Genomic DNA, 19,958 nt, shown 5'->3' with positions numbered 1-19,958 from the left:
TACCGTCTGGCGTCTCCCCGGGCGGCGTGCGACAGTGCGGGAATGGACCTGCTGCCACTCGCCGACGCCACCTCGCCGGCCGACGTCCCCGGCGTGCGCCTGCTCGGCGTGGTGGTCGGCGGCCTGCTGCTGCTCGCCGCCATCCGGGCGATGTTCCGCCGCCGCTGACTGATCCCCCGAGTCCGGGGTAGGGCACCCCGTGGTCAGCCCGGCGCGACCGGTGCCGGGCGACGGCGAGGGGGAAAGATGAAGATCGGTTACTTCCTGTCCAGTGAGGAGTTCACCCCGGCAGAGCTGCTGGAGCAGGCGCGCGGCGCCGAACGGGCCGGGTTCGAGGCGCTGTGGATCTCGGACCACTACCACCCGTGGGTGGACGCGCAGGGGCAGAGCCCCTTCGTCTGGTCGACCATCGGCGCGCTCAGCCAGGTCTGCTCCCTGCCCGTCACCACCGCGGTGACCTGCCCGACCGTCCGCATCCACCCGGCGGTGCTCGCCCAGGCCGCGGCCACCAGCGCCGTCCTGCACTCCGGGCGCTTCGTGCTCGGCGTCGGCTCCGGCGAGGCGCTCAACGAGCACATCCTCGGCGACGCCTGGCCGCAGACCGACGTCCGGCTGGAGATGCTGGAGGAGGCGGTCGAGGTGATGCGCGAGCTGTGGCAGGGCGGATTCGTCAACCACCACGGCAAGCACTACACCGTCGAGCACGCCCGGATCTACACCCTGCCCGACGCGCCCCCACCGGTCTACGTGTCCGGCTTCGGCCCCAAGGCCATCGACCTGGCCGCCCGGATCGGCGACGGCTACGTCAGCGTCATGCCCGACGCCGACATGGTCCGCCGGTTCCGGGAGAGCGGCGGCGGCGACAAGCCGTGCCAGGCCGGCTTCAAGGCGGCGTACGCCGACAGCGAGGACGAGGGGATGCGGATCGCGTACGGGAAGTGGCCGAACGCCGGCCTGCCGGGCGAGCTGTCCCAGGTGCTCCCCTCCCCGCGCCACTTCGAGCAGGCCGCCCAGCTGGTCAAGCCGGAGATGATGAAGGAGTCGTTCGTCTGCGGCAACAGCGCCGACGCGCACCTGGAGATGATCGACCGGTACGCCAAGGCCGGCTTCGACGAGGTCTACGTGGCCAACACCGGCCCGCACGCGCAGGGCCTGTTCGACCTCTACCAGCGCGAGGTGCTGCCCCGCCTGCGCTGACCCGCGGCGCCCGGGCCGGCGGTGAGCCGGCCCGGACACGCGCGGTCGCCTCGTACGCGATGACCTGAGCCACTCCGACGGCGCTCCGCGCGCCTGCGCCGGTTTCGCCGGTGATCGGCTCGGGTACCTCCGGCCCTCGATGAAGCTGTCCATGCATTCGACGACGTTGCGCCGCGCGGCGCGGAGCCTCTTCGGCTGGACCGCGCTGCGGCCCAACCAGCTCGCCGCGATGCGCGCGGTGATGAAGCGACGCGACGCGCTGGTGGTCCTGCCCACCGGCGCCGGCAAGTCGGCGATCTACCAGATCCCGGCCAGCCTGATCCCCGGTCCGACGGTGGTGATCTCCCCACTGCTGGCGTTGCAGCAGGACCAGATCGCCGCGCTGAACGAACGGCAGCGCCCCGAGCTGCGGGCGGTGCGGATCAGCTCCGACGAGTCCTCCGCCCAGCAGGCCGAGGCGATCGAGGAGATCCGCGACGGCCGGGCCGAGTTCCTCTTCATCACCCCGGAACAGCTCAGCAACCCCGACCGGCTGGCCGAGGTCAGATCCCTCAAGCCGGCGCTGGTGGCGATCGACGAGGCGCACTGCATCTCGGCGTGGGGTCACGACTTCCGCCCGGACTACCTGGCGCTGGGCCACCTGATCGAGGGCATCGGCCGGCCGCCGGTGGTCGCCCTGACCGCCACCGCCTCGCCCCCGGTCCGCGACGACATCATCGCCCGGCTGCGGCTGCACGAGCCGGAGGTGGTGGTCTCCGGGCTGGACCGGCCCAACATCTTCCTTGAGGTGGCGCACTGCCCCACCGACGACTACCGGTGGCGGCGGCTGCTGGCGCTGCTCCGCGACGACCAGCGCCCCGGCATCATCTACGTGCCGACCCGGCGGGCCGCCGAGGACCTGGCGCAGCGGCTGACCGACGCGGGGTTCCGGGCGCAGTTCTACCACGGCGGTATGCCCACCGGCGCCCGGCACGACCTGCACGAGGCGTTCCTCGCCGACCAAGTACCGATCATGGTGGCCACCTCGGCGTTCGGCATGGGCATCGACAAGCCGAACATCGCCTGGGTGGTGCACATGGCGCTGCCCGACTCCCCGGACAGCTACTTCCAGGAGATCGGCCGCGCCGGCCGTGACGGCGCGCCCGCCCGGGTGCTGCTGCTCTGGCGGGCGGAGGACGTCGGGCTGCAGCGCTACTTCAGCGGGGGCCTGCCCGACGCCACCGAGCTGCGCGACCTGGCCGCCCTGCTGCGCAAGCAGGCGCGGACCAAGAAGGAGCTGCGCGAGGTGACCGGCCTGGGTCCGCGCAAGCTCGGCCAGTACCTGTCCCTGCTGGAGCAGATCGGGGCCGCCGAGCCACGGGCCCGGCAGAAGATCGGCGCGCCGCGCTACTCCCCCACGCCGGTGGACGCCGCGGCGGCGGCCCTGGCCGAGGCGGAACGGCAGCAGACCGTGACCCGGTCCCGCACCGACATGATGCGCGCCTTCGCCGAGACCACCGCCTGCCGCGGCCAGACGCTGCTGGCGTACTTCGGCGAGCAGATGTCCGAGGTCTGCGGGCACTGCGACAACTGCCACGCCGGCACCAGCACCGCCGACGACGGCGCGGTCGGCCCGTTCCCGGTGCACAGCCAGGTCCGTCACCCCGAGTGGGGGCCAGGGCTGGTGCTCAACTACGAGGAGGACCGGATGACGGTGCTCTTCGACGAGGTCGGCTACAAGACGCTCTCCGTGCCCGTGGTGTCCGAACAGGGCCTGCTGACGCTCGACTAGCCTGACCGGGCACCGGGGGCGCAGACGCAACGAAACGAGAGGGGCTCAGTCGTGATCGAACAGCCGGCGTACACCGGGTTCGGGTTCTCCGACGAGGAGTGGGGGCTGCTGGTCGGCCTGCCGCAGGCGGTCCTGACCGCGGCCAGTGCCGCGGAGCACGACGGCAGCCGGCGCACCCGCGCGGAGAACGCCGCCGGGCTGGAGACCATCTCCGCCGGCCGCGAGTCGGCCAACCCGCTGGTCGCGGCGGTCGCCGGGGAGATCGTGTCCCGGGTGGGCGACCCGGAGGCGGGCGAGGAACTGCCGGTCATCGAGCCGGCCGACCCGCAGGGCCTGATCGACGACGTGCTGGCCCGGGCCGGCCAGGCGTCCGCACTGCTCGCCGCCAAGGTGGACGAGGGCGAGGCCGGGGCGTACCGGCACTGGCTGGTGGAGATCGCCGAGCAGGTGGTCGTCGCCGCCCCCAGCGGTGGTCTGCTCGGCCTCGGCGGCGACCAGGTCAGCGACTCGGAGCGCCGCTTCCGCGACCGGCTCTCGCACGTGCTCAACGACTGACCGCCACCGCCGAGGAGATCCGCGCGCCCTGACCGGGTGGCGCGGATCCGGCGTTTTCGTCGGCTTTCGCGCATCGCGTCGCTGACCGACAATCGACCCGCACGTGCGACAGATTGGGGTGGGCGGGAAGATGCTGGACCGGAACGTCGTCGACACGGAGGCGTTGCCGCCACGCGAGCGGTTCGGGATGTGGCTCGACCTGGTCGCCCGCACCGCCGCGCCGCTGCGGATGCGCTCCGCGCACGCCGACGACTTCACCGCCCGGGCCGAGATCATCCCCCTGGGCCCGATCCAGCTGGTGAACTACCGCTACCCCTCACTGGACGCGGTCCGGACGGCGAAGCTGGCCCGGCAGACCGAGCTGGACTACTTCCTGCTCGCCCTGACCACCACCGGCACCGGCGCGTCCGGGCAGGCCGGCCGGCAGAGCGTGATCCGGCCCCGGGAGTTCACCTTCTACGACGGATCGCGTCCGCACCAGGTCAGCCACGAGGGGGAGCAGGGCGGGCGGCAGCTCGCCACCTCCGTGGTGGCCCTGATCCCGTACGGCGCGCTGCCGCTGCCCCCGGAGCGGCTCGCTCCCCTGCTCGCCGGCCGGATGTCGGGCACCGAGGGGGTGGGCGCCCTGCTGGCGCAGTACCTCATGCAGATCGCGGGTAATCCCGAGCAGTACCACGCGGCGGACGCCGAGCGGCTCGGCACCACCGGTCTCGACCTGATCGCCACCCTGCTCGGCCGGCACCTGGTCGCCGAGGACGAGGTGCCCCGGGAGGTCCGCCGCCGGGCGCTGCTCGCCCAGGTGCGCGCCTACGTCCAGCGGCACCTGGGCGACGCCACGCTGACCCCGCAGACGATCGCCGAGGCCCACCACGTCTCCGTCCGTACCCTGCACCGGCTCTTCGAGGCGGAGGAGACCACCGTGGCGTCGTACGTGCGGGACCTGCGCCTGCAGCGGTGCCGCCGCGACCTCGCCGACCCGGCGCAGGCGCACCGGCCGATCCAGGCCGTCGCCGCCCGCTGGGGCTTCGCGGACAAGGCGGTGTTCAGCCGCGCCTTCCGGGCCGCCTACGGCGAGTCCCCGCAGGGGTACCGGGCGGCCCGGCGGGAACAGGCACGGATCGTCAACGGCTCGGCATCCGTCGTCAACTCGACCTCGCCATACTGACTGCGGATCGGCGGTCGGCAGGCCCGTGCCGGCCACCGATAACGGGGGACCGCGGTGGCGCCCGTGACCTCCTTGTCACGGGCGGCCGCCCCGGTTGCCGTACGGACGGCGGCACCGGCGTCCGCTCCCCCGCCGCACTGGCCCCGGTCCCGCCGCTCTTCCCCCCCAGGACTGACGGCGGGGCCGGTCAGGCGTCCTCCAACAACTCCAGGACCGTCCGCTCGGCCTCGGGCCGTGGGGGGTCCGGCCGGACCGGCGCGACCACCCCGTCGTGGTACAGGTCGACCACCCGCGGGTCCACGTAGGAGGTCCGGGCCACGGTCGGGGTGTTGCCCAGCAGCTCGGCGACCTCCTTCATCACCCCGGCGACCGCCCTCCGGCGGGCGGTGGCGGAGCGTGGCACGCCGACGGTGGCCAGCTCGATCGCCGCGAGCACGGTGGCGTGCCAGGTACGGAAGTCCTTCGCGGTCATCTCCCCGCCGCTGGCGTCACGCAGGTACTCGTTGACCTCGTCGCTGCGCACGTCGCGCCACTGCCGCCCGTCCCAGTAGCCGAAGAGGCGCTCCTCCGCCCGGCGCCGCCGGCGCAGGTTGGTCAGCACCTGGCACAGCTCCCGGTCCTCGATCCGGCGGACCTGCTCGATGCCGCCCTTGGCGGGGAACTCGAAGACCACACACCCGCCCCGGGACCGGGCGTGCTCGGGACGCAGCGTGGAGACCCCGAAGGTGGCGTCCTCGCCGATCGCGTACTGGTCGTTGCCGACCCGGAACATCCCCATGTCCAGCAGCCGGGCGACGGTGGCCAGCACCCGGTCCCGGTTGAGGCCCCGTTTGCCCAGGTCGTCGGCGATCCGCCGGCGCAGCACCGGCAATCGGTGGGCGACCTGGAGCACGTGGTCGAACTTCGCCTCGTCGCGCTTGCGCCGCCACTCCGGGTGGTAGAGGTACTGCTTGCGGCCGGCCGCGTCGACGCCGGTCGCCTGGATGTGCCCGTTCGGGTACGGCGAGATCCAGACGTCCTGCCAGGCGGGCGGGATGACCAGCTCGCGCAGCCGGGCCAGCACGTCGGGGTCGCGGACCGGCTCGCCCCGGGGGTCGAGGAACACCCAGCCCTTGCCGGCCCGGCGGCGCCCGTATCCCGCCCGGCCCGGATCACTACGCCGCAATCGCACCGGGGATCCGCACCGCCTCTTCGGCCTCTGCCACGGCGGCCAGCACCCGGTCCACGGGCAGGGCCGCCAACGTCGGATGGCTTCCTACCCCGGGCGGGCCGGGCCAATCCCGCGTCCCGGCGAAGAGCACCCGGTGCCGGAGGCGGTCCGGCGGCGGGCCCCACTCGGCCGGTGGGACCGGGCCGAAGAGCAGCACGGACGGGGTGGCGTAGGCGGTGGCGAGGTGCCCGACGCCGGTGTCGCCGCTGACCACCAGGCGGGCGCCGGCGACCAGTGCGGCCAGCTCGCCTAGGTCGGTCCGGCCGGCCAGGACGGCGGCGCCGGGCAGGCCCGCCGCCCCGGCCACCCGCCGCGCCAGTTCCCGCTCGTCGGCCGAGCCGGTCACCACCACCCGGTGCCCCCGCTCGGCGAGCGCCCGGGCGACGGCGGCGAACCGGGCGGCCGGCCAGCGCTTCTCGGGGATCTTGCTGCCCGGGTGGACGACGCTGACGCCGGTCGGCGCCCGGCCCGCCGCCGGCCGGCGCAGGGCGAGGTCGCCGGGGTCGGCGGGAATCCCGTACCAGGCGAGCAGCCGGCACCAGCGGTGCACCTCGTGCTCACCGGCGCGCCACCGCGGGCCGTCCGGGTGGCCGGCCTCCGGGCAGCGGAAGGCGAGCAGCCGGCCCGCGCCGGCCAGCATCCGGTGCGAGCCGGGACCGCGCCCGTGCAGGTTGACCGCGACCGGCGGGGGCGGCCACGGCGGCGGGCCCAGGCCGTCGGTGGGCAGCAGCCGGTCGACGCCGCCGACGAGGTCCACCAACGGCCCGAGCCAGGCCGGCGCCGCCAGCGCCAGCTCCCGATCCGGGTACGCGGCCCGCAGCGCGCGCAGCGCCGGCACCGCCGTGGCCAGGTCGCCCACGCCGAGGGCGCGGAGCACGAGGATCACGGGTACGACGTCTCCTGCTCGGCGCAGACCACCATCTCGCGCACCGCGCAGCCGGGCGGCTGGGAGAGGGCGAACATGATCGCGGCGGCGGTGTCGCCCGGCGCGTTGAGCTTGGCGTCCGGGCCGGGCCGGTACTGCGGGTCGCGCTCGTCGAAGAAGGCGGTGCGCATCCCGCCGGGGATCAGCAGGGTCACGTTCACCCGGCCGGCGAGTTCGGCGGCGAGCGCGCGGGTGAAGCCGACCACCCCGAACTTCGCCGCGCAGTACGCGGTGGCGTCGCTGACCGCCTTCACCCCGAGGGTGGAGGCGACCGTGACGATCCCGCCCCGGGACGCCTCCAGGTAGGGCAGCGCCGCGCGGATCACCGCCACCGTGGCGAGCAGGTCGACCGCGACGATCCGCTCCCAGGTCTCCCGGGGTACGTCGGCGAGCTTGCCGGGCACGTCCATGCCGGCCGCGGTGACCACCGCGTCGAGGCCGCCGGAGCGCTCGGCCAGCTGCCGGGTGGCCTCCTCGGCGGCCCGGGTGTCGGCCAGGTCGCACTCGATCCAGGGCACCCCGTCACCGGGGCTCTGCCGGTCCAGCACCAGCGGACGGCCGCCGGCGCGGGCCACCGCGGTGACCACCGCCGCGCCGAGCCCGCTCGATCCGCCGGTGACCAGGACGGTCGGACCGGCACCGGGTGGACTGTTCGTCATCGTGCTCCCTCCGCCGTCGGACGCTGTGCACCGGCCGGCGGGGCGCCGCCGGCGGGTGCGGCGCGGTACGCCCCGGGGCGCTCGCCCCGGGCCGCCGCGATCATGTCGGTGGTGGAGCGCCCGTCCAGGTAGGGCACCACCACCGCGTGCCCGCCCCAGCGGCGCAGCGTCTCGGCCTCCGGCAGGCTCGCCGGATCGCCGCCGCCGGTGGCGTAGTCGCCGCCCTTGACCCAGATGTCCGGCCGCAGCCAGCCCAGCACCGCGTCCGGGGTCGACTCGTCGAAGACCAGCACCGCGTCGACGCAGCCCAGCGCCGCGAGCAGCCGGCTGCGGTCGCCCTGCGGCACGACCGGGCGCTCCGGCCCCTTCAGCCCGGCGACGCTGGCGTCGGAGTTGAGACAGACGATCAGGCAGTCGCCGAGCTGCCGGGCGGCCTGGAGGGTGGCCACGTGCCCGGCGTGCAGCAGGTCGAAACAGCCGCCGGTGGCGACCACCGTGCCGCCGGCCGCGCGGACCTCGGCCACCACGGCGCCGGCGGCGGCGGCCCCGATCCGCTCCCCGCCGCCGCCCAGCGGCGCCGGCGCGGCGGCGCTGACCTCGGGCGGCAGCGCGACCGCCACTCCCCCGCCGGCCACGTACGCCGACGCCTCCGCCACCGCCTCCTGCACCGCCTCGGAGACCAGCGCACCACGGGCCAGCGCGAGGGTGGCCGCCGAGGCGAACCGGTCCCCCGCCCCGCAGGTGTCCCCCTCGGCGTTGACCGGGGCGGCCACCACCAGCGGGGTGGCACCGGCGTGGCAGAGCAGCGCGCCGTCGCCGCCCAGGGTCACCGCGACCGCGCCGGCGCGCCACCGCTCGCGCAGCCCCTGCGCGCCCCGGGCTGCGGTGGCCAGCCGGGACGAGCCGGGCGGGACCTTGGTCAGGTCGCGTACCTCCGCCTCGTTCGGGGTGGCCAGGGTGACCCCGGGCACCGCCGCCGGCCCGCGCGGGTGCGGGTCCCAGACCACCGGCGCGCGGGTCGCGGCGAGCGCGGCGCGCAGCGCGGGCTGCCGGACGACGCCCCGCCCGTAGTCGCTGACCAGCACGGCGGACGCCCCGGCGATCAGCCGCAGCACCGCCTCGCTCGGCGGTCCCGGGTCGGCGGCCGACCCGCCCCGGTCGTGGCGCAGCAGCACCCGGCCGCGGGCCCGCAGGCGGATCTTCTCCGGGGTGGCGCCGGGCAGGGGCAGCGCGTACACCTGGACCCCGGCGGCGGTGAGCAGGCAGCTCAGCCGGGCTCCGCCGGCGTCGTCGGCCAGGGCCGTCACCAGCGCCACCTCCACGGCGCCTCCGGCGGCGGCGAAGACCGCGGCCAGCCCGGCGCCGCCGGGGCGGTCGGCGTACGACGTCTCGTCGAGCACCGGTACCGGCGAGTCCGGGCAGAGCCGATTCACCACGCCCTCGACGTCGCGGTCGAGCAGCGTGTCGCCGATGACCACCAAGGGTCCGCGCACCGCCGGCCCCCTCATCCCGCCTCGACCCGCCGCTCGCCGTCGAGCACCACCTCGACACCGGTACGCACCGGCGCGGTCGGCTCGCCGACGGGCGCGGCAGCGGCCGCAGCGGTCACCGCCAGCGCCGCGGGCAGCGCGCGGTCGACGTATTCGCAGAGCACGTGGGTGGAGACCAGGTGCAGCTCCTGCACCACCTGGCTCTCCGGGGAGGCGATGGCGAGCACCTCGTGGCAGGCGTCGGCGAGCGGGTTGGGCGCCGGGCCGGTGAACGCCCAGCAGCGCAGCCCGGCCTCTCGTCCGGCGCGGGCGGCGGCCAGCAGGTTGGCGCTGGCGCCGCTGGTGGACATCAGCAGCAGGACGTCGTCGCGGCGGCCGTGGGCGCGGACCTGCCGGGCGAAGACCTCGTCGTAGCCGTAGTCGTTGCCGATCGCGGTCAGCGCGGAGGTCTCCGCGTGCAGCGCGATCGCCGACAGCGGCCGGCGGTCGTCGCGGAGCTTGCCGACCAGCTCGGCGGTGAGGTGCTGGGCCTCGGCGGCGCTGCCGCCGTTGCCGGCGACCAGCAGCCGGCCCCCGCCGGCCAGGGTGGCGGCCAGCTCGGTGCCCCAGCGGGCCAGCAGCTGCTCCGAGGACCGGTAGGGCAGCAGCGCCTCGGCCAGCAGGGTCAGGTGGGCGTCCAGCAGTCCCGGAGTCGCCGTCGTCATCAGGCGACCACCCGGCTCGGCCGGCGCACCGCGGCCACCTCGCCGTACAGCTCCGCCAGCCGCTCGGCGGCGCTCGCCCAGGAGTAGCTGCGCCGGGCCCGTTGCAGCGCCGCCGTGGCGTACCCGAAGCGGCGGATGCGGTCGTCGAGCAGCCGCTGGATCGCGGTGCCCAGGGCCTGCGGGTCGCGGGCCGGGACCAGGTCCCCGGTCAGCCCGTCGACCACGGTGTCCTTGATCCCGCCGACCGCCGTGCCGACGACCGGTACGCCGCAGGCCATCGCCTCCAGCGGGGTGAGCCCGAACGGCTCGTACCAGGGGGCGGCGACCAGCACGTCGGCGGAGCGGTACCAGAGCCCCATCTCCTCCCGGGGCACCGCGCCGACCAGCCTGACCCGGTCGGCCACCCCGCAGGTGGTGGCGAGGGCGCGCAGCCGGCGGGCGTACGGGTCGGTCTCCAGCAGGCCGGCCGGCGGGCCGCCCACCACCACGCACTCGGCGTCGGGCACCAGGGCCATCGCCCGGATCACGGTCTGGAACCCCTTGCGTTCCACCAGCCGCCCGACGGTGAGGATCCGGGGCCGGTCGGGCTCCCGCTCGGCGGCCGGGCCGAGCGGGGCGAAGCTGGCCAGGTTCACCCCGGACGGCACGATCGTCATCCGCGAGCGCGGGACGCCGAGCCGGACCAGCTCCCCCACCTCGTCCTGGCACTGCGCGACCACCCGGTCGACCGAGCGGCCCAGCTCCCGCTCGTAGGCGATCCGCCGCGCCGGGCTGGTGTCCTGCACGCCCTGGTAGCGCCGCTTCACCGCGCCGAGCGCGTGGTAGGTCTGCACCACCGGCACCCCGGTCTGCCGGCTGGCGGTGAGCGCGGCGAGACCGCTCATCCAGAAGTGCGCGTGGATCACCTCGGGCACCCAGTCTCCGCCGCGCCACCGGTCCACCAGCCAGGCGCTGAACTCCTTCATGTGCGGCAGCAGGGCGTCCTTGGCCAGCGGCTCCGCCGGACCGGCCGGTACGTGCACCACGTCGTACCCGGCCGGGGCGCGGACACTGACCGGCAGGTCGACGGCGTCGCGCCGGGTGTAGACCCGGACGTCGTGCCCGGCGGCCACCAGCGCGGCGGAGAGCTCGGCGACGTGGGTGTTCTGCCCACCGGCGTCCTCACCGCCCAGGATGGCGAGCGGGCTGGCGTGCTCGGAGATCATCGCGATGCGCATACTTCCTCCTCCAGCAGGCGGTCCCAGTCGGCGAGGAAACGGTCCAGGCCGTAGCGGGCCCGGGCGGCGGCGCGCGCCCCGGCACCGACGCGGCGGGCCTCGGCGGGCTGCGCGACGAACCGCCCCGCGGCCTCCACCAGCACGTCCACCCGGGTGGAGAGGGCGCCGGCCCCGGGCGGCACGGCCTCGACGGCCTCGGTGGTGGCCAGCGCGACGATTGGCATGCCCATCGTCATGGCCTCGATCAGGCTCAGTCCCAGCGACGTCCACCGGCACAGGTGCAGGTACGCCCGCCGGCGCGCCAGCTCGGCGTGCATCTGGTGCTGCGGCACGTCGTCGTGGCTGGTCAGCCGGTCGGCGGGCAGGCCCAGGTGTGCCGCGAGCCCGGCGACCTTCATGCCGAACACGTCCAGCGGGGCGAGTTCGGCGAAGCGTGGCAGCAGGTCGGTGCCGGTGACCCGCCAGCGGCGCACCGGCTCGTTGATGACGACCGCGAGCCGGTCCAGTTCGCCGGTCCACTCCACCGCCGGTGGGACCACCCCGTGCTCGACGACGGCGGTGCGGGTGCCGCCGTTGTCCCAGAACAGTTCGTTGAAGTGGGTGACGTGGGTGAGCAGCAGGTCGTCGCGGTCGGCCATCGGGTGGCGGGTGTTCGGTACGTCGCCCTTGGGGGTGTTGTGCTCGACGTACACCGCCGGCACGTCGCGCCCGGGCCGCCGGCCCAGCCAGTCCCCGGCGAGGTCGATCTCCTCGGGGCGTTGCAGCAGCACCACGTCGACCTGCTCCCGGCGCAGCTGCTGCGGGGTGACCTCGACGGCGCTGTCCGGCCAGGGGTAGGTGCGGGCCCGGCCCAGCCCGTACGGGCCGCGGTCGGGGGTGACCGGCACCAGGTAGCGGTGCCGGCCGTGCACGAAGGACGTGGTCCAGGAGCCGTGCACGTGCCAGACCAGGATGTTCATCGGGCGCTCCCGCCGCCGGCGATCACCGGGTCGATGCCGACCGTGGCCGGCGCCGCGCCCGGCGGGGGCGCGTCGGCGGGTACGCCGAGCAGGCGTACCGCGGCCAGGACGTGCCCCGGCTCGATGGCGGACAGGCAGGGGTGGCCGGGCACCGGGCAGCGGGTGGCCCGGGTGTCCCGGCAGGGTGCGCCCGCGTCGCCCAGGCGGACGGCCGGCACCCGGTAGGGCCCCCACTGTCCGAACGGGACGGTGGGGGCGAAGAGGCTGACCACCGGTACGCCCAGCGCGGCGGCCAGGTGCGCGGGACCGGTGTTGCCGACCACCAGCGCGCCGGCGCCGGTGAGCACGGCGGCGAGGTCGGCGAGGCCGGTCCGGCCGCCCAGGTCGATTCCGGCGTCCCCGGCCACCCGGGCGGTCAGTTCCGTCTCGTCCGGTCCCCCGGTGACCGCCACCCGGTGTCCGGCCGCGGTGAGCACCCGGACGATCCGGGTGGCCAGTTCGGGCGGGCAGGCCCGGGTCGGCACCGCCGAGCCGGGGTGCAGCACCACGTAGCCGGGGCCGCCGAGCCGGGCCGGTGGGGGCGGCAGCCCGTCGGTGCGGATGCGCAGCGCCTGGTCGTCGGCGGCCGGGAGCGGGAAGCCGGCGGCCGCGGCCAGCGCCAGCGCCCGCTCCGGTTCGGGCGGCCCGTTGGGCACCCGGTGCCGCACGTCGAGCAGGGAGCCGGGGTAGTCGTCGCTGATGGCGCTGATCCGGGGCACGCCGGCCAGCCGCAGCAGCAGGGCGAGCGGGAGCGGGGACTGGTGGAAGGAGGTGAAGACGACCGCCTCGTCGGCGCGCACCGTGGCGAGCCGGTCGGTGAGCCGGCGGATGTCGTCCGGGTCGACCGGGGCCGGGTCGCCGTCGATCCAGGGCAGCGGCCATTCGACGAGTTCGTCGACGCCGGGCAGCAGGGCGGCGGCGTCCCGGCCGCGCGGGCCGTGCAGCAGGACGACGCGCCGTGCGCCGGCGGCGACGGCGCGGATCGCCGGGCCGGTGACCAGCACGTCCCCGGCGGAGTCGGCGCGCACCACCAGCACCGTCCCGGCCCGCCGCGGGGCGGTGGGGTGCAGCGCGGCCTGGCGGCGCAGGATCTCCTCGACGGCCGCCGGCAGGTCACGCGCGACGTGCGGGGCGGCGGCCACCTCCGCGGACCGGGTGACCGGGGTCGGCACCAGCACGCCGGTGGCGCCGGCGGCCAGCGCGGCGGTCATGTCGCGGCCGATGTCACCCACCATCACGCAGCGGGCCGCCGTGGTGCCCACCGCGGCGGCCGCCCGGGTGACCAGGCCGGGGGCGGGTTTGCGGCAGTCGCAGCCGTCCCCCTCGTCGTGCGGGCAGACCTGCCAGGTGTCGAACGGCCCCAGCAGTTCCTCGATCCGGGCGTGCACCGCCCGCAGCTGCCCGGCGGTGAAGAGCCCCTTCGCCAGCCCGGACTGGTTGGTGACGACGCCCAGGCGCAGCCCGGCGGCCCGTAACCGGTCCAGCGCCTCCCGCGCGCCCGGCACCGGCCGCACCTTCTCCGGATCGCCGTTGTACGGCACGTCCTCGACCAGCGTGCCGTCCCGGTCCAGCAACACGGCGTCGAACAGGACCGGCCGGATCACGCTCCGGTCGGCGGCCGGGTCGACCCGGCCTGACCTGCGCTGATCCGGCTCCAACTGGTCCCGTCGCACGGGCGGCGCGTTCCCGGAGCCCCGGGGAGTAAACATCATCTACCCGGCGGTACGGCTCGTCGCCGTCCGGGCCGTGCACAGGTCGCCGACCGGGCCTTACCCGCCGCCCCGGAGAAGCTAACGCGTTGCCCGCAGCGGTCGGTTAGCCGCGGTGACCGCCGGGGTACTGCACGGCAGTGGCGATTGTGGAGAAGGTAATCGACGCCGAACCGCAGCACGTCTTCGCCGTGCTCGCCGACGGGTGGACGTACAGCGACTGGGTGGTCGGCACGGTGCACGTGCGGGACGTCGACCACGACTGGCCCCGGGTGGGCACGCAGCTGCATCACAAGGCCGGGCCGTGGCCGTTCTCGCTGGAGGACTCCTCGACGGTGCTGGCCTGCGAGCCGCCGCACAAGCTCGTCATCAAGGCCGGGCTCTGGCCGGCCGGTGAGGCGATCGTGGTGTTCACCCTGGAACCGGTCGGCGACGGCGCCACCCGGGTCCGCATCGGCGAGGACTTCGCGGCCGGGCCGCTGCGCTGGGTCCGCAACAAGCTCAACGACCTGGTCCTGCACCAGCGCAACAAGGAGACGTTGAGCCGGCTCTGCGACATCGCGGTGCGGCAGAAGGCGGATCAGCGCGAGCCGCGGTGAGAGGCGGGGAGCCTCGACGAGGCCCGGCGGGGCACTGGCTACCCTTTGGGGGAAAACCGTCGGCAACCAGAGGATGTCCGTCATGATCGAACCCGTGGAGCTGCCCTCGCCGTGGCGGGATGCACGCCTGACCGTCGTGGTCCCGACCTACAACGAGGCGGGCAACCTCCCGGTGCTGGTCGAGCGGCTCCTCACCCTGCCGCTGCCCGGCCTGAAGGTGCTGGTGGCGGACGACAACTCCCCCGACGGCACCGGCGAGGTGGCCGACAAGCTGGCCATCGAGCACCCCGACCGGGTCCAGGTCGTGCACCGCGCCGGCAAGGAGGGCCTGGGCCGGGCGTACGTCGACGGCATCGGCCGGGCGCTCGACGGCGGGGCCGAGTACGTGGCGCAGATGGACGCCGACCTGTCCCACCCGCCGGAGGCGCTGCCCGGCATGCTCGGCGCGCTGCTCTCCACCCAGGCCGGCGTGGTGATCGGCTCCCGGTACGTCCCCGGTGGCGAGCTGGACGAGAACTGGCCGCTCTACCGCCGCGCGCTCAGTGGCTGGGCGAACCTCTACGTGCACACCCTGCTGCGGGTGCGCATCCGTGACCTCACCGCGGGTTTCAAGATCTGGCGGGCGGACGCGCTGCGCGACATCGGCCTGGAGCGGGTGCAGTCCAACGGGTACAGCTTCCAGGTCGAGATGCACTACCTCGCCACCAAGCTGGGGCACACCATCCTCGAGGTGCCGATCCGCTTCGAGGAGCGCCGCGACGGCGCGTCGAAGATGACCACCGCCACCAAGGTGGAGAGCGCCCTGATGCCGTTCAAGCTGCGGGCCAAGCACCGCAACCTGGAGCGCTGACCCGCTTCCACCCCCGCCCGGCCGTCACGCGCAGTGCTGCCCGGGGCGGCGGACAGTTTCGTGAGCGACATGCCTGAGAGGCGGGACGACACCTCTCAGGCATGTCGCTGCTACACACCCTGAGTCGCTGGGAGCTGACGCCGGGAGCCGGGTCAGCGGTAGACCGCGCGGTGCGCGGCGCCGACCGCCCGGGCGTACAGGCCGCCGGTGAGGGCGCGGTTGCGGCTCAGCGCCGCCTGCGCCGCGTTCGCGCCCGGCGCGCCGTGCACCCCGCCGCCCGGGTTGGCCGAGGCGCTGGCCAGGTAGAGCCGGTCGACCGGGGTGTCCGGCCGGCCGAGCCCGGGCACCGGACGCAGGAAGAGCTGCTGGTACGCGGCGGCCGTGCCGCCGCCCACCGAGCCGCCGACCAGGCTCGGGTTGCGCTCCTCCAGGTCGGCCGGGCCGGCCACGAAACGGCCCCGGACCAGGGCCTTGAAGCCGGGGGCGTGGCGCTCCAGCACCGCCTCCATCCGGTCCACGTGCGCGGCCACGTCCTCGGCCCGCCAGTCCCGGCGAAACGGCAGGTGGGTGTACGACCAGAGCGACTCCGTACCGGCCGGTGACCGGGTGGCGTCGGCGGTGGTCATCTGGCCGACCAGCAGGAACGGGTCCTCCGGCACCTCGCCGCAGGCCAGGTCCGCCGCGTAGCGGGTGAGCCCGTCGACGTCGGTGGCCAGGTGCACCGTGCCCGCCCCGGCGACCTGCGGGTTGGCCCACGGCATCGGCCCGTCCAGCGCCCAGTCGACCTTCACCGTGGACCCGTCCCAGCGGAAGTGGTCGAGGTCCTCCACCAGCCGGGGCGGCAGCCAGGCGGCGCCGACCAGGTCCAGGTAGAGCGTGGGCGCCGGCACGTCGGCCAGCACCGCGCGGCGGGCCCGCCAGGTGGCGCCGCCCTCGGTCCGTACGCCCATCGCCCGGCCCCGGGCCACCAGCACCCGGTCCACCCGGGCGGAGTAGGTGATCCGGCCGCCCTTGGCGATCAGCCGCGCCACCAGCGCGTCGGTGATCCGCTGCGCGCCACCCAGCGGCACCGGCCAGCCGACCTCCTGCCCCAGCATGGCCAGCAGCCAGCCGTAGATGCCCGAACCGGCGTCGTCCGGCGACAGATCGGTGTGCAGGGCGCAGCTGGCCATCAGCGCCGGCGCGCCCTCGCCCCGGAACACCTCGCGCCCGAACTGCCGGCTGGGCAGCACCAGCCGGCGGGCCAGCCGCAGCGCCCCCGCGGTGCGGAGCCGGCCCAGCAGCTCCAGCCCGTCGCGGACCGGCGGGAAGGGGGTGAAGAGGGCGTTCACCAGGGGACGGGAGATGACCCGCCAGTCGTCGTACGTGTCGAGCCAGCGCTGCCCGTCGCCGGGCGCGAACGCCTCCATCGACGCGGCGCTGCGGTCGGGGTCGCGGTTGAGCACCGCCGCCCGGCCGTCCGGCAGCACGTGCGCCAGCACGTCGGGGGCGTGCGTCCAGGCCAGCCCGTGCGCGTCGAGGCGCAGCCGGCGCAGCACCGGCGAGGCGTACCCGAGGGGGTAGAAGGAGCTGTAGAGGTCGCTGAGGTAGCCGGGGGCGGTGACCTCGGCGGAGCGCACCGCCCCGCCGGGGGCGCCGGTGGCCTCCAGGACCAGCACGTCCCAGCCGGCGTCGGCGAGCAGGTTGGCGGCCACCAGTCCGTTGTGCCCGGCGCCGACGACGACGGCGTCGGCGGTCTCGGTGCCGGTCGCGATCATCCGATCCGCCTACCCGGCCAGCAACCGGGCGAAACGCGTTTGCCTTGCCGGGACCGGGGCATCCACTGCCGCATGTACAGGGTTGAACAGCTCATCGGTGGAGTGTGGGGCGCGGGCGGCGCGGGCGGCGAACTGGTGGTGCACGATCCCGCCGACGGCACGCCGGTCAGCACCGTTCCGGTCGCGACGGCGGACGAGGTGGCCAAGGCGGTCGAGGCGGCCCGGGGCGCGGCGGCGGAGTGGGCGGCGACGGCCCCCGCGGAGCGGGCGGCGGCGCTGCACCGGGCCGCGGACGCGCTGGCCGGGGCGGCCGACGAACTGGCCGCGGCGACGACGGCGGAGATGGGCAAGCCGCTCGGCGACGCCCGCGGCGGCGTGGAGGCGGGCATCGGCACGTTGCGACAGTACGCCGAGCTGGGCCCGGTGCGGGGCGGGCGGACGCTGCACGGCGGCGTGGACGCGATCGACTTCATGGCACCGGAGCCGCGCGGGGTGGTGGCCGCCATCACCCCGTGGAACGACCCGGTGGCGGTCTCCTGCGGCCTGCTCGGCGCGGCCCTGGTCACCGGCAACGTGGTGCTGTACAAGCCGAGCGAGCGGACCCCGGCCACCGGCTGGCTGCTGGCCCGGATCCTCGACGGGGTGCTGCCCGCCGGGGTGCTCACCCTGCTGACCGGCGGTGGCGAGGTGGGCGCGGCGCTGGCCGCGCAGGAGGTGGACGTGGTGGCCCACGTGGGCTCCACCGCCACCGGCCGGGCCATCGCGGCGGCCTGCGCCCGGACCGGTGCGAAGGCGCTGCTGGAGAACGGCGGCAGCGACCCGCTGATCGTCGACGCCGGGGTGGACCCGGTCTGGGCGGCCGGGCAGGCGGCGATCGGCGCGTTCGCCAACGCCGGGCAGATCTGCGTCGCGGTGGAGCGGATCTACGTGCACCGGGACGTGGCGGAGGACTTCGCCGACGCGCTGGTCGACCGGGCGCAGGCCCTGCGGGCCGGGCCGGGCCGGGACCCGCAGACCGAGCTGGGGCCGCTGGTGGACCGGCGGCACCGCGACCACGTGCACGGGCAGGTGACCGCGGCGGTGGCCGAGGGGGCGACGCTGCGGACCGGCGGGGTGCTGCCGGAGGGGCCGGGGGCCTTCTACCCGGCGACGGTGGTGACCGGCTGCCGGCACGAGATGACGCTGGTCCGCGAGGAGACCTTCGGGCCGGTGGCGCCCGTGGTGGTGGTGGACTCGTTCAGCGAGGCGTTGCGCTGCGCGGCCGACTCGCCGTACGGGCTGGCCGGCACGGTGCTCACCGCGTCGATGAGCCACGCGCAGCGGGCCTGGCGGGAACTGCCGGTGGGCACCGTGAAGGTCAACGCGGTGTTCGGCGGCGCGCCGGGCGGTGCCGCGCAGCCGCGCCGCGGCAGCGGACAGGGCTTCGGGTACGGCCCGGAGCTGCTCGACGAGTTCAGCACCGTCAAGACGGTGCACATCGAGGCGCCGGGCGGCGGCCACTGGTGAGTGCGTGACGCGGGAGCCCGGGACCGTGCGGTCCCGGGCTCCCGTGCGTCGTACCCCCCCGGCTCAGCGACCGCCGCGGGCCTTGGACTTCTCGCGGGCCTTCGTGGTCTGCCGGGCGTTGGCCTTCTCGATCGCCTTGACCAGTTCCGGCTTGGTCATCCGGGACCGGCCCGGCACGTCCAGCTTCTTGGCCACGTCCATCAGGTGGTCCTTGGTGGCGTTGGCGTCCACGCCGCTCGCCGTGGGGGCCCGGCGGGCCGGTCCGCCGCCCTGCGCCTGCCGGTCGCTGGGTCCCTTGCGTCCCTTCGGCTCCCAGTGGTCGCCGACCTTCTCGAACTCGTGCTTGACGGCGGCGAACGCGGTGCGGTGCGCCCGCTCCCCCTCGCCGTAGGTGTCCACCGCCGAGTCGTGCGTCTTCTCCCAGGTGCGCTGCGCCTTCTCCGGGGAGCGCCGCAGCGTGCTGGGCAGTACCTCGCGCCCGGGCATCTCGTCCTCCTCCGCGTCGGTGTGCTCCGCATGAACGGTTCCCGGGGACCCCAGCGGCAAACTCGTCCGCCGGGTTTGTCGATTTCCGGCACCGGGTACCGGCGGGGCCAGCGGGTGCCGGTTGATCCGGCGGGGCCGGGCGACGGGAGCGGGACATGGCAGCGACGACGGAGCCGGCCGCGGTCACCGACGGGCGGGAGGGGCTGCGGGTCCCCGCCCGGGTACGGCAGTTGCGCTGGTCCACCTGGCGCGGGGCGCTGCTGCGCAGCGGGCGCAACTTCGTCAACGACAACTGCGCGGACTGGGCGGCGGCGCTGACCTACTACGGCGTGCTCGCCCTCTTCCCGGCGACCGTGGTGGTGGTCGCCCTGGTCGGCCTGGTCTCCGACGGCGAGCGCACCGTCGACACGGTGCTGGACCTGGCACGGGACCTCGGCGCCGGCGCGGTGGTCGCCGACGACGGCTTCGTGTCGGTGGTGCGCACCGTGGTCGACCAGCAGAGCGGGGCGAAGGTGCTGCTCAGCTTCGGTCTGGTCGGCGCGCTCTGGTCGGCGTCCGGGTTCATCGGGGCGTTCACCCGGGCCTCCAACGCGATCTACGGGGTCCAGGAGGGACGGCCGTTCTACCGGCTGCGCCCGCTGCAGATCGGCCTGGCGGGCCTGTCGCTGATCCTGCTGGCCGTGGTGGCGCTCGGCCTGATCGTCAGCGGGCCGGTGACCGACGCGGTGGGCAACCTGGTGGGCGCCGGCGGGCTGGCCCGCACGGTGTGGAGCATCGCCAAGTGGCCGGTGCTGGCGCTGGTGATGATGACGCTGCTGTCCCTGCTGTTCTGGATCGCCCCGAACGTGCAGCAGCCGAGGTTCCGCTGGCTGACCCCGGGCGGGGCGGTGGCCCTCTTCTCCTGGATCGTCGCTTCCGCCGGTTTCGGGCTCTACGTCGCCAACTTCGGCTCCTACGACGTCACGTACGGCAGCCTGGGCGCGGTCATCGCCTTCCTGGTCTGGCTCTACCTGTCCAACTGCGCGCTGATGTTCGGCGTGCAGATCAACGCCGAGCTGCAGCGGGGCCGGGTGCTCCAGGCCGGTGCGGAGGACCCGGGCGAGCCGGTTCTGCCGCCGAAGGCCCCGGCCGATTCGTGACCGCGTGCCGGGTTCGGCGTT

The 19,958-nt window shown here is 75.3% G+C and carries 19 protein-coding genes; 9 read left to right on the top strand and 10 right to left on the bottom strand.

Translation table 11 applies throughout. The features are described 5' to 3' along the window. The first annotated feature begins 42 nt into the window (after nt 1-42). The 5 genes from ACSNN7_RS11405 to ACSNN7_RS11385 all read left to right on the top strand — a co-directional run bounded on the left by ACSNN7_RS11405 (nt 43) and on the right by ACSNN7_RS11385 (nt 4,688). Nucleotides 43-168, top strand: coding sequence for a hypothetical protein (locus ACSNN7_RS11405; RefSeq protein ID WP_436680673.1), 126 nt, complete (start codon nt 43-45; stop codon nt 166-168). 78 nt (nt 169-246) lie between these two features. After that, entirely contained in the window at nt 247-1,197 is a 951-nt protein-coding gene (locus tag ACSNN7_RS11400; RefSeq protein ID WP_436680671.1) for a TIGR03557 family F420-dependent LLM class oxidoreductase, read from the top strand. Between the two features lie 139 nt (nt 1,198-1,336). After that, entirely contained in the window at nt 1,337-2,968 is a 1,632-nt protein-coding gene (locus tag ACSNN7_RS11395; protein WP_436680670.1) for a RecQ family ATP-dependent DNA helicase, read from the top strand. A 51-nt stretch (nt 2,969-3,019) separates the two neighbouring features. Next, nucleotides 3,020-3,523 carry a hypothetical protein gene (locus ACSNN7_RS11390; protein WP_436680669.1) on the top strand — a complete coding sequence of 168 codons (504 nt, stop codon included), beginning with the start codon at nt 3,020-3,022 and terminating at the stop codon, nt 3,521-3,523. Nucleotides 3,524-3,626: 103 nt separating this feature from the next. After that, complete coding sequence (locus ACSNN7_RS11385) at nt 3,627-4,688, top strand: helix-turn-helix domain-containing protein (protein WP_436680668.1); 1,062 nt, start codon at nt 3,627-3,629, stop codon at nt 4,686-4,688. A gap of 187 nt (nt 4,689-4,875) precedes the next feature. On the opposite strand, the gene ACSNN7_RS11380 is transcribed toward ACSNN7_RS11385, so the two are convergent. The 8 genes from ACSNN7_RS11380 to ACSNN7_RS11345 are packed head-to-tail and all read right to left on the bottom strand — an operon-like array spanning nt 4,876 to nt 13,564. Beyond that, on the bottom strand, nt 4,876-5,859 hold the full coding sequence (locus tag ACSNN7_RS11380) for a DNA topoisomerase IB (protein WP_436680667.1): 984 nt from the start codon (nt 5,857-5,859) through the stop codon (nt 4,876-4,878). Then, a complete protein-coding gene (locus ACSNN7_RS11375) occupies nt 5,843-6,784 on the bottom strand; it encodes a glycosyltransferase family 9 protein (RefSeq protein ID WP_436680665.1) in 942 nt (313 codons plus the stop codon). Before ACSNN7_RS11375 ends, ACSNN7_RS11380 begins: the two co-directional genes overlap by 17 nt. Then, nucleotides 6,781-7,482, bottom strand: a complete 702-nt coding sequence (locus ACSNN7_RS11370) for an SDR family oxidoreductase (RefSeq protein ID WP_436680664.1) — start codon at nt 7,480-7,482, stop codon at nt 6,781-6,783. Before ACSNN7_RS11370 ends, ACSNN7_RS11375 begins: the two co-directional genes overlap by 4 nt. Further along, nucleotides 7,479-8,975, bottom strand: a complete 1,497-nt coding sequence (locus tag ACSNN7_RS11365; RefSeq protein WP_436680663.1) for a PfkB family carbohydrate kinase — start codon at nt 8,973-8,975, stop codon at nt 7,479-7,481. The genes ACSNN7_RS11370 and ACSNN7_RS11365 overlap by 4 nt, the downstream gene beginning before the upstream one ends. Before the next feature lie 11 nt (nt 8,976-8,986). Then, nucleotides 8,987-9,676, bottom strand: a complete 690-nt coding sequence (locus tag ACSNN7_RS11360) for a D-sedoheptulose-7-phosphate isomerase (RefSeq protein ID WP_436680661.1) — start codon at nt 9,674-9,676, stop codon at nt 8,987-8,989. Further along, nucleotides 9,676-10,893 carry a glycosyltransferase gene (locus tag ACSNN7_RS11355; RefSeq protein WP_436680660.1) on the bottom strand — a complete coding sequence of 406 codons (1,218 nt, stop codon included), beginning with the start codon at nt 10,891-10,893 and terminating at the stop codon, nt 9,676-9,678. The genes ACSNN7_RS11360 and ACSNN7_RS11355 overlap by 1 nt, the downstream gene beginning before the upstream one ends. Next, nucleotides 10,878-11,852, bottom strand: coding sequence for a glycosyltransferase (locus ACSNN7_RS11350; protein WP_436680659.1), 975 nt, complete (start codon nt 11,850-11,852; stop codon nt 10,878-10,880). The genes ACSNN7_RS11355 and ACSNN7_RS11350 overlap by 16 nt, the downstream gene beginning before the upstream one ends. After that, nucleotides 11,849-13,564: an HAD-IIIA family hydrolase gene (locus ACSNN7_RS11345; protein ID WP_436680657.1), complete on the bottom strand. Its 1,716-nt coding sequence runs from the start codon at nt 13,562-13,564 to the stop codon at nt 11,849-11,851. Before ACSNN7_RS11345 ends, ACSNN7_RS11350 begins: the two co-directional genes overlap by 4 nt. A 176-nt stretch (nt 13,565-13,740) precedes the next feature. On the opposite strand from ACSNN7_RS11345, the gene ACSNN7_RS11340 reads away from it, so the two are divergent. Continuing rightward, nucleotides 13,741-14,199, top strand: a complete 459-nt coding sequence (locus ACSNN7_RS11340; RefSeq protein ID WP_436680656.1) for an SRPBCC family protein — start codon at nt 13,741-13,743, stop codon at nt 14,197-14,199. Between the two features lie 82 nt (nt 14,200-14,281). Continuing rightward, on the top strand, nt 14,282-15,049 hold the full coding sequence (locus ACSNN7_RS11335; RefSeq protein WP_436680654.1) for a polyprenol monophosphomannose synthase: 768 nt from the start codon (nt 14,282-14,284) through the stop codon (nt 15,047-15,049). A gap of 152 nt (nt 15,050-15,201) precedes the next feature. Here ACSNN7_RS11335 and ACSNN7_RS11330 read toward each other — a convergent pair whose 3' ends face one another. After that, nucleotides 15,202-16,806 (bottom strand): phytoene desaturase family protein, encoded by a 1,605-nt coding sequence (locus tag ACSNN7_RS11330; protein WP_436680653.1) that lies wholly within the window; start codon nt 16,804-16,806, stop codon nt 15,202-15,204. Nucleotides 16,807-16,878: 72 nt separating this feature from the next. Between ACSNN7_RS11330 and ACSNN7_RS11325 the strand changes: the two genes are divergently transcribed. Then, complete coding sequence (locus ACSNN7_RS11325) at nt 16,879-18,312, top strand: aldehyde dehydrogenase family protein (protein WP_436680652.1); 1,434 nt, start codon at nt 16,879-16,881, stop codon at nt 18,310-18,312. 63 nt (nt 18,313-18,375) lie between these two features. Here the strand turns inward: ACSNN7_RS11325 and ACSNN7_RS11320 are convergent, their stop codons facing one another. Beyond that, nucleotides 18,376-18,798 carry a ChaB family protein gene (locus ACSNN7_RS11320; RefSeq protein ID WP_436680651.1) on the bottom strand — a complete coding sequence of 141 codons (423 nt, stop codon included), beginning with the start codon at nt 18,796-18,798 and terminating at the stop codon, nt 18,376-18,378. Nucleotides 18,799-18,953: 155 nt separating this feature from the next. Here ACSNN7_RS11320 and ACSNN7_RS11315 point away from each other — a divergent pair, with 155 nt between their 5' ends. Beyond that, nucleotides 18,954-19,937: a YihY/virulence factor BrkB family protein gene (locus ACSNN7_RS11315; RefSeq protein WP_436680649.1), complete on the top strand. Its 984-nt coding sequence runs from the start codon at nt 18,954-18,956 to the stop codon at nt 19,935-19,937. The last annotated feature ends 21 nt before the right edge of the window (nt 19,938-19,958 follow it).

The organism is Micromonospora sp. URMC 105, from assembly GCF_051386295.1.
GTDB lineage: Bacteria > Actinomycetota > Actinomycetes > Mycobacteriales > Micromonosporaceae > Micromonospora.
This window is presented reverse-complemented; position numbering and strand designations above follow the sequence as displayed.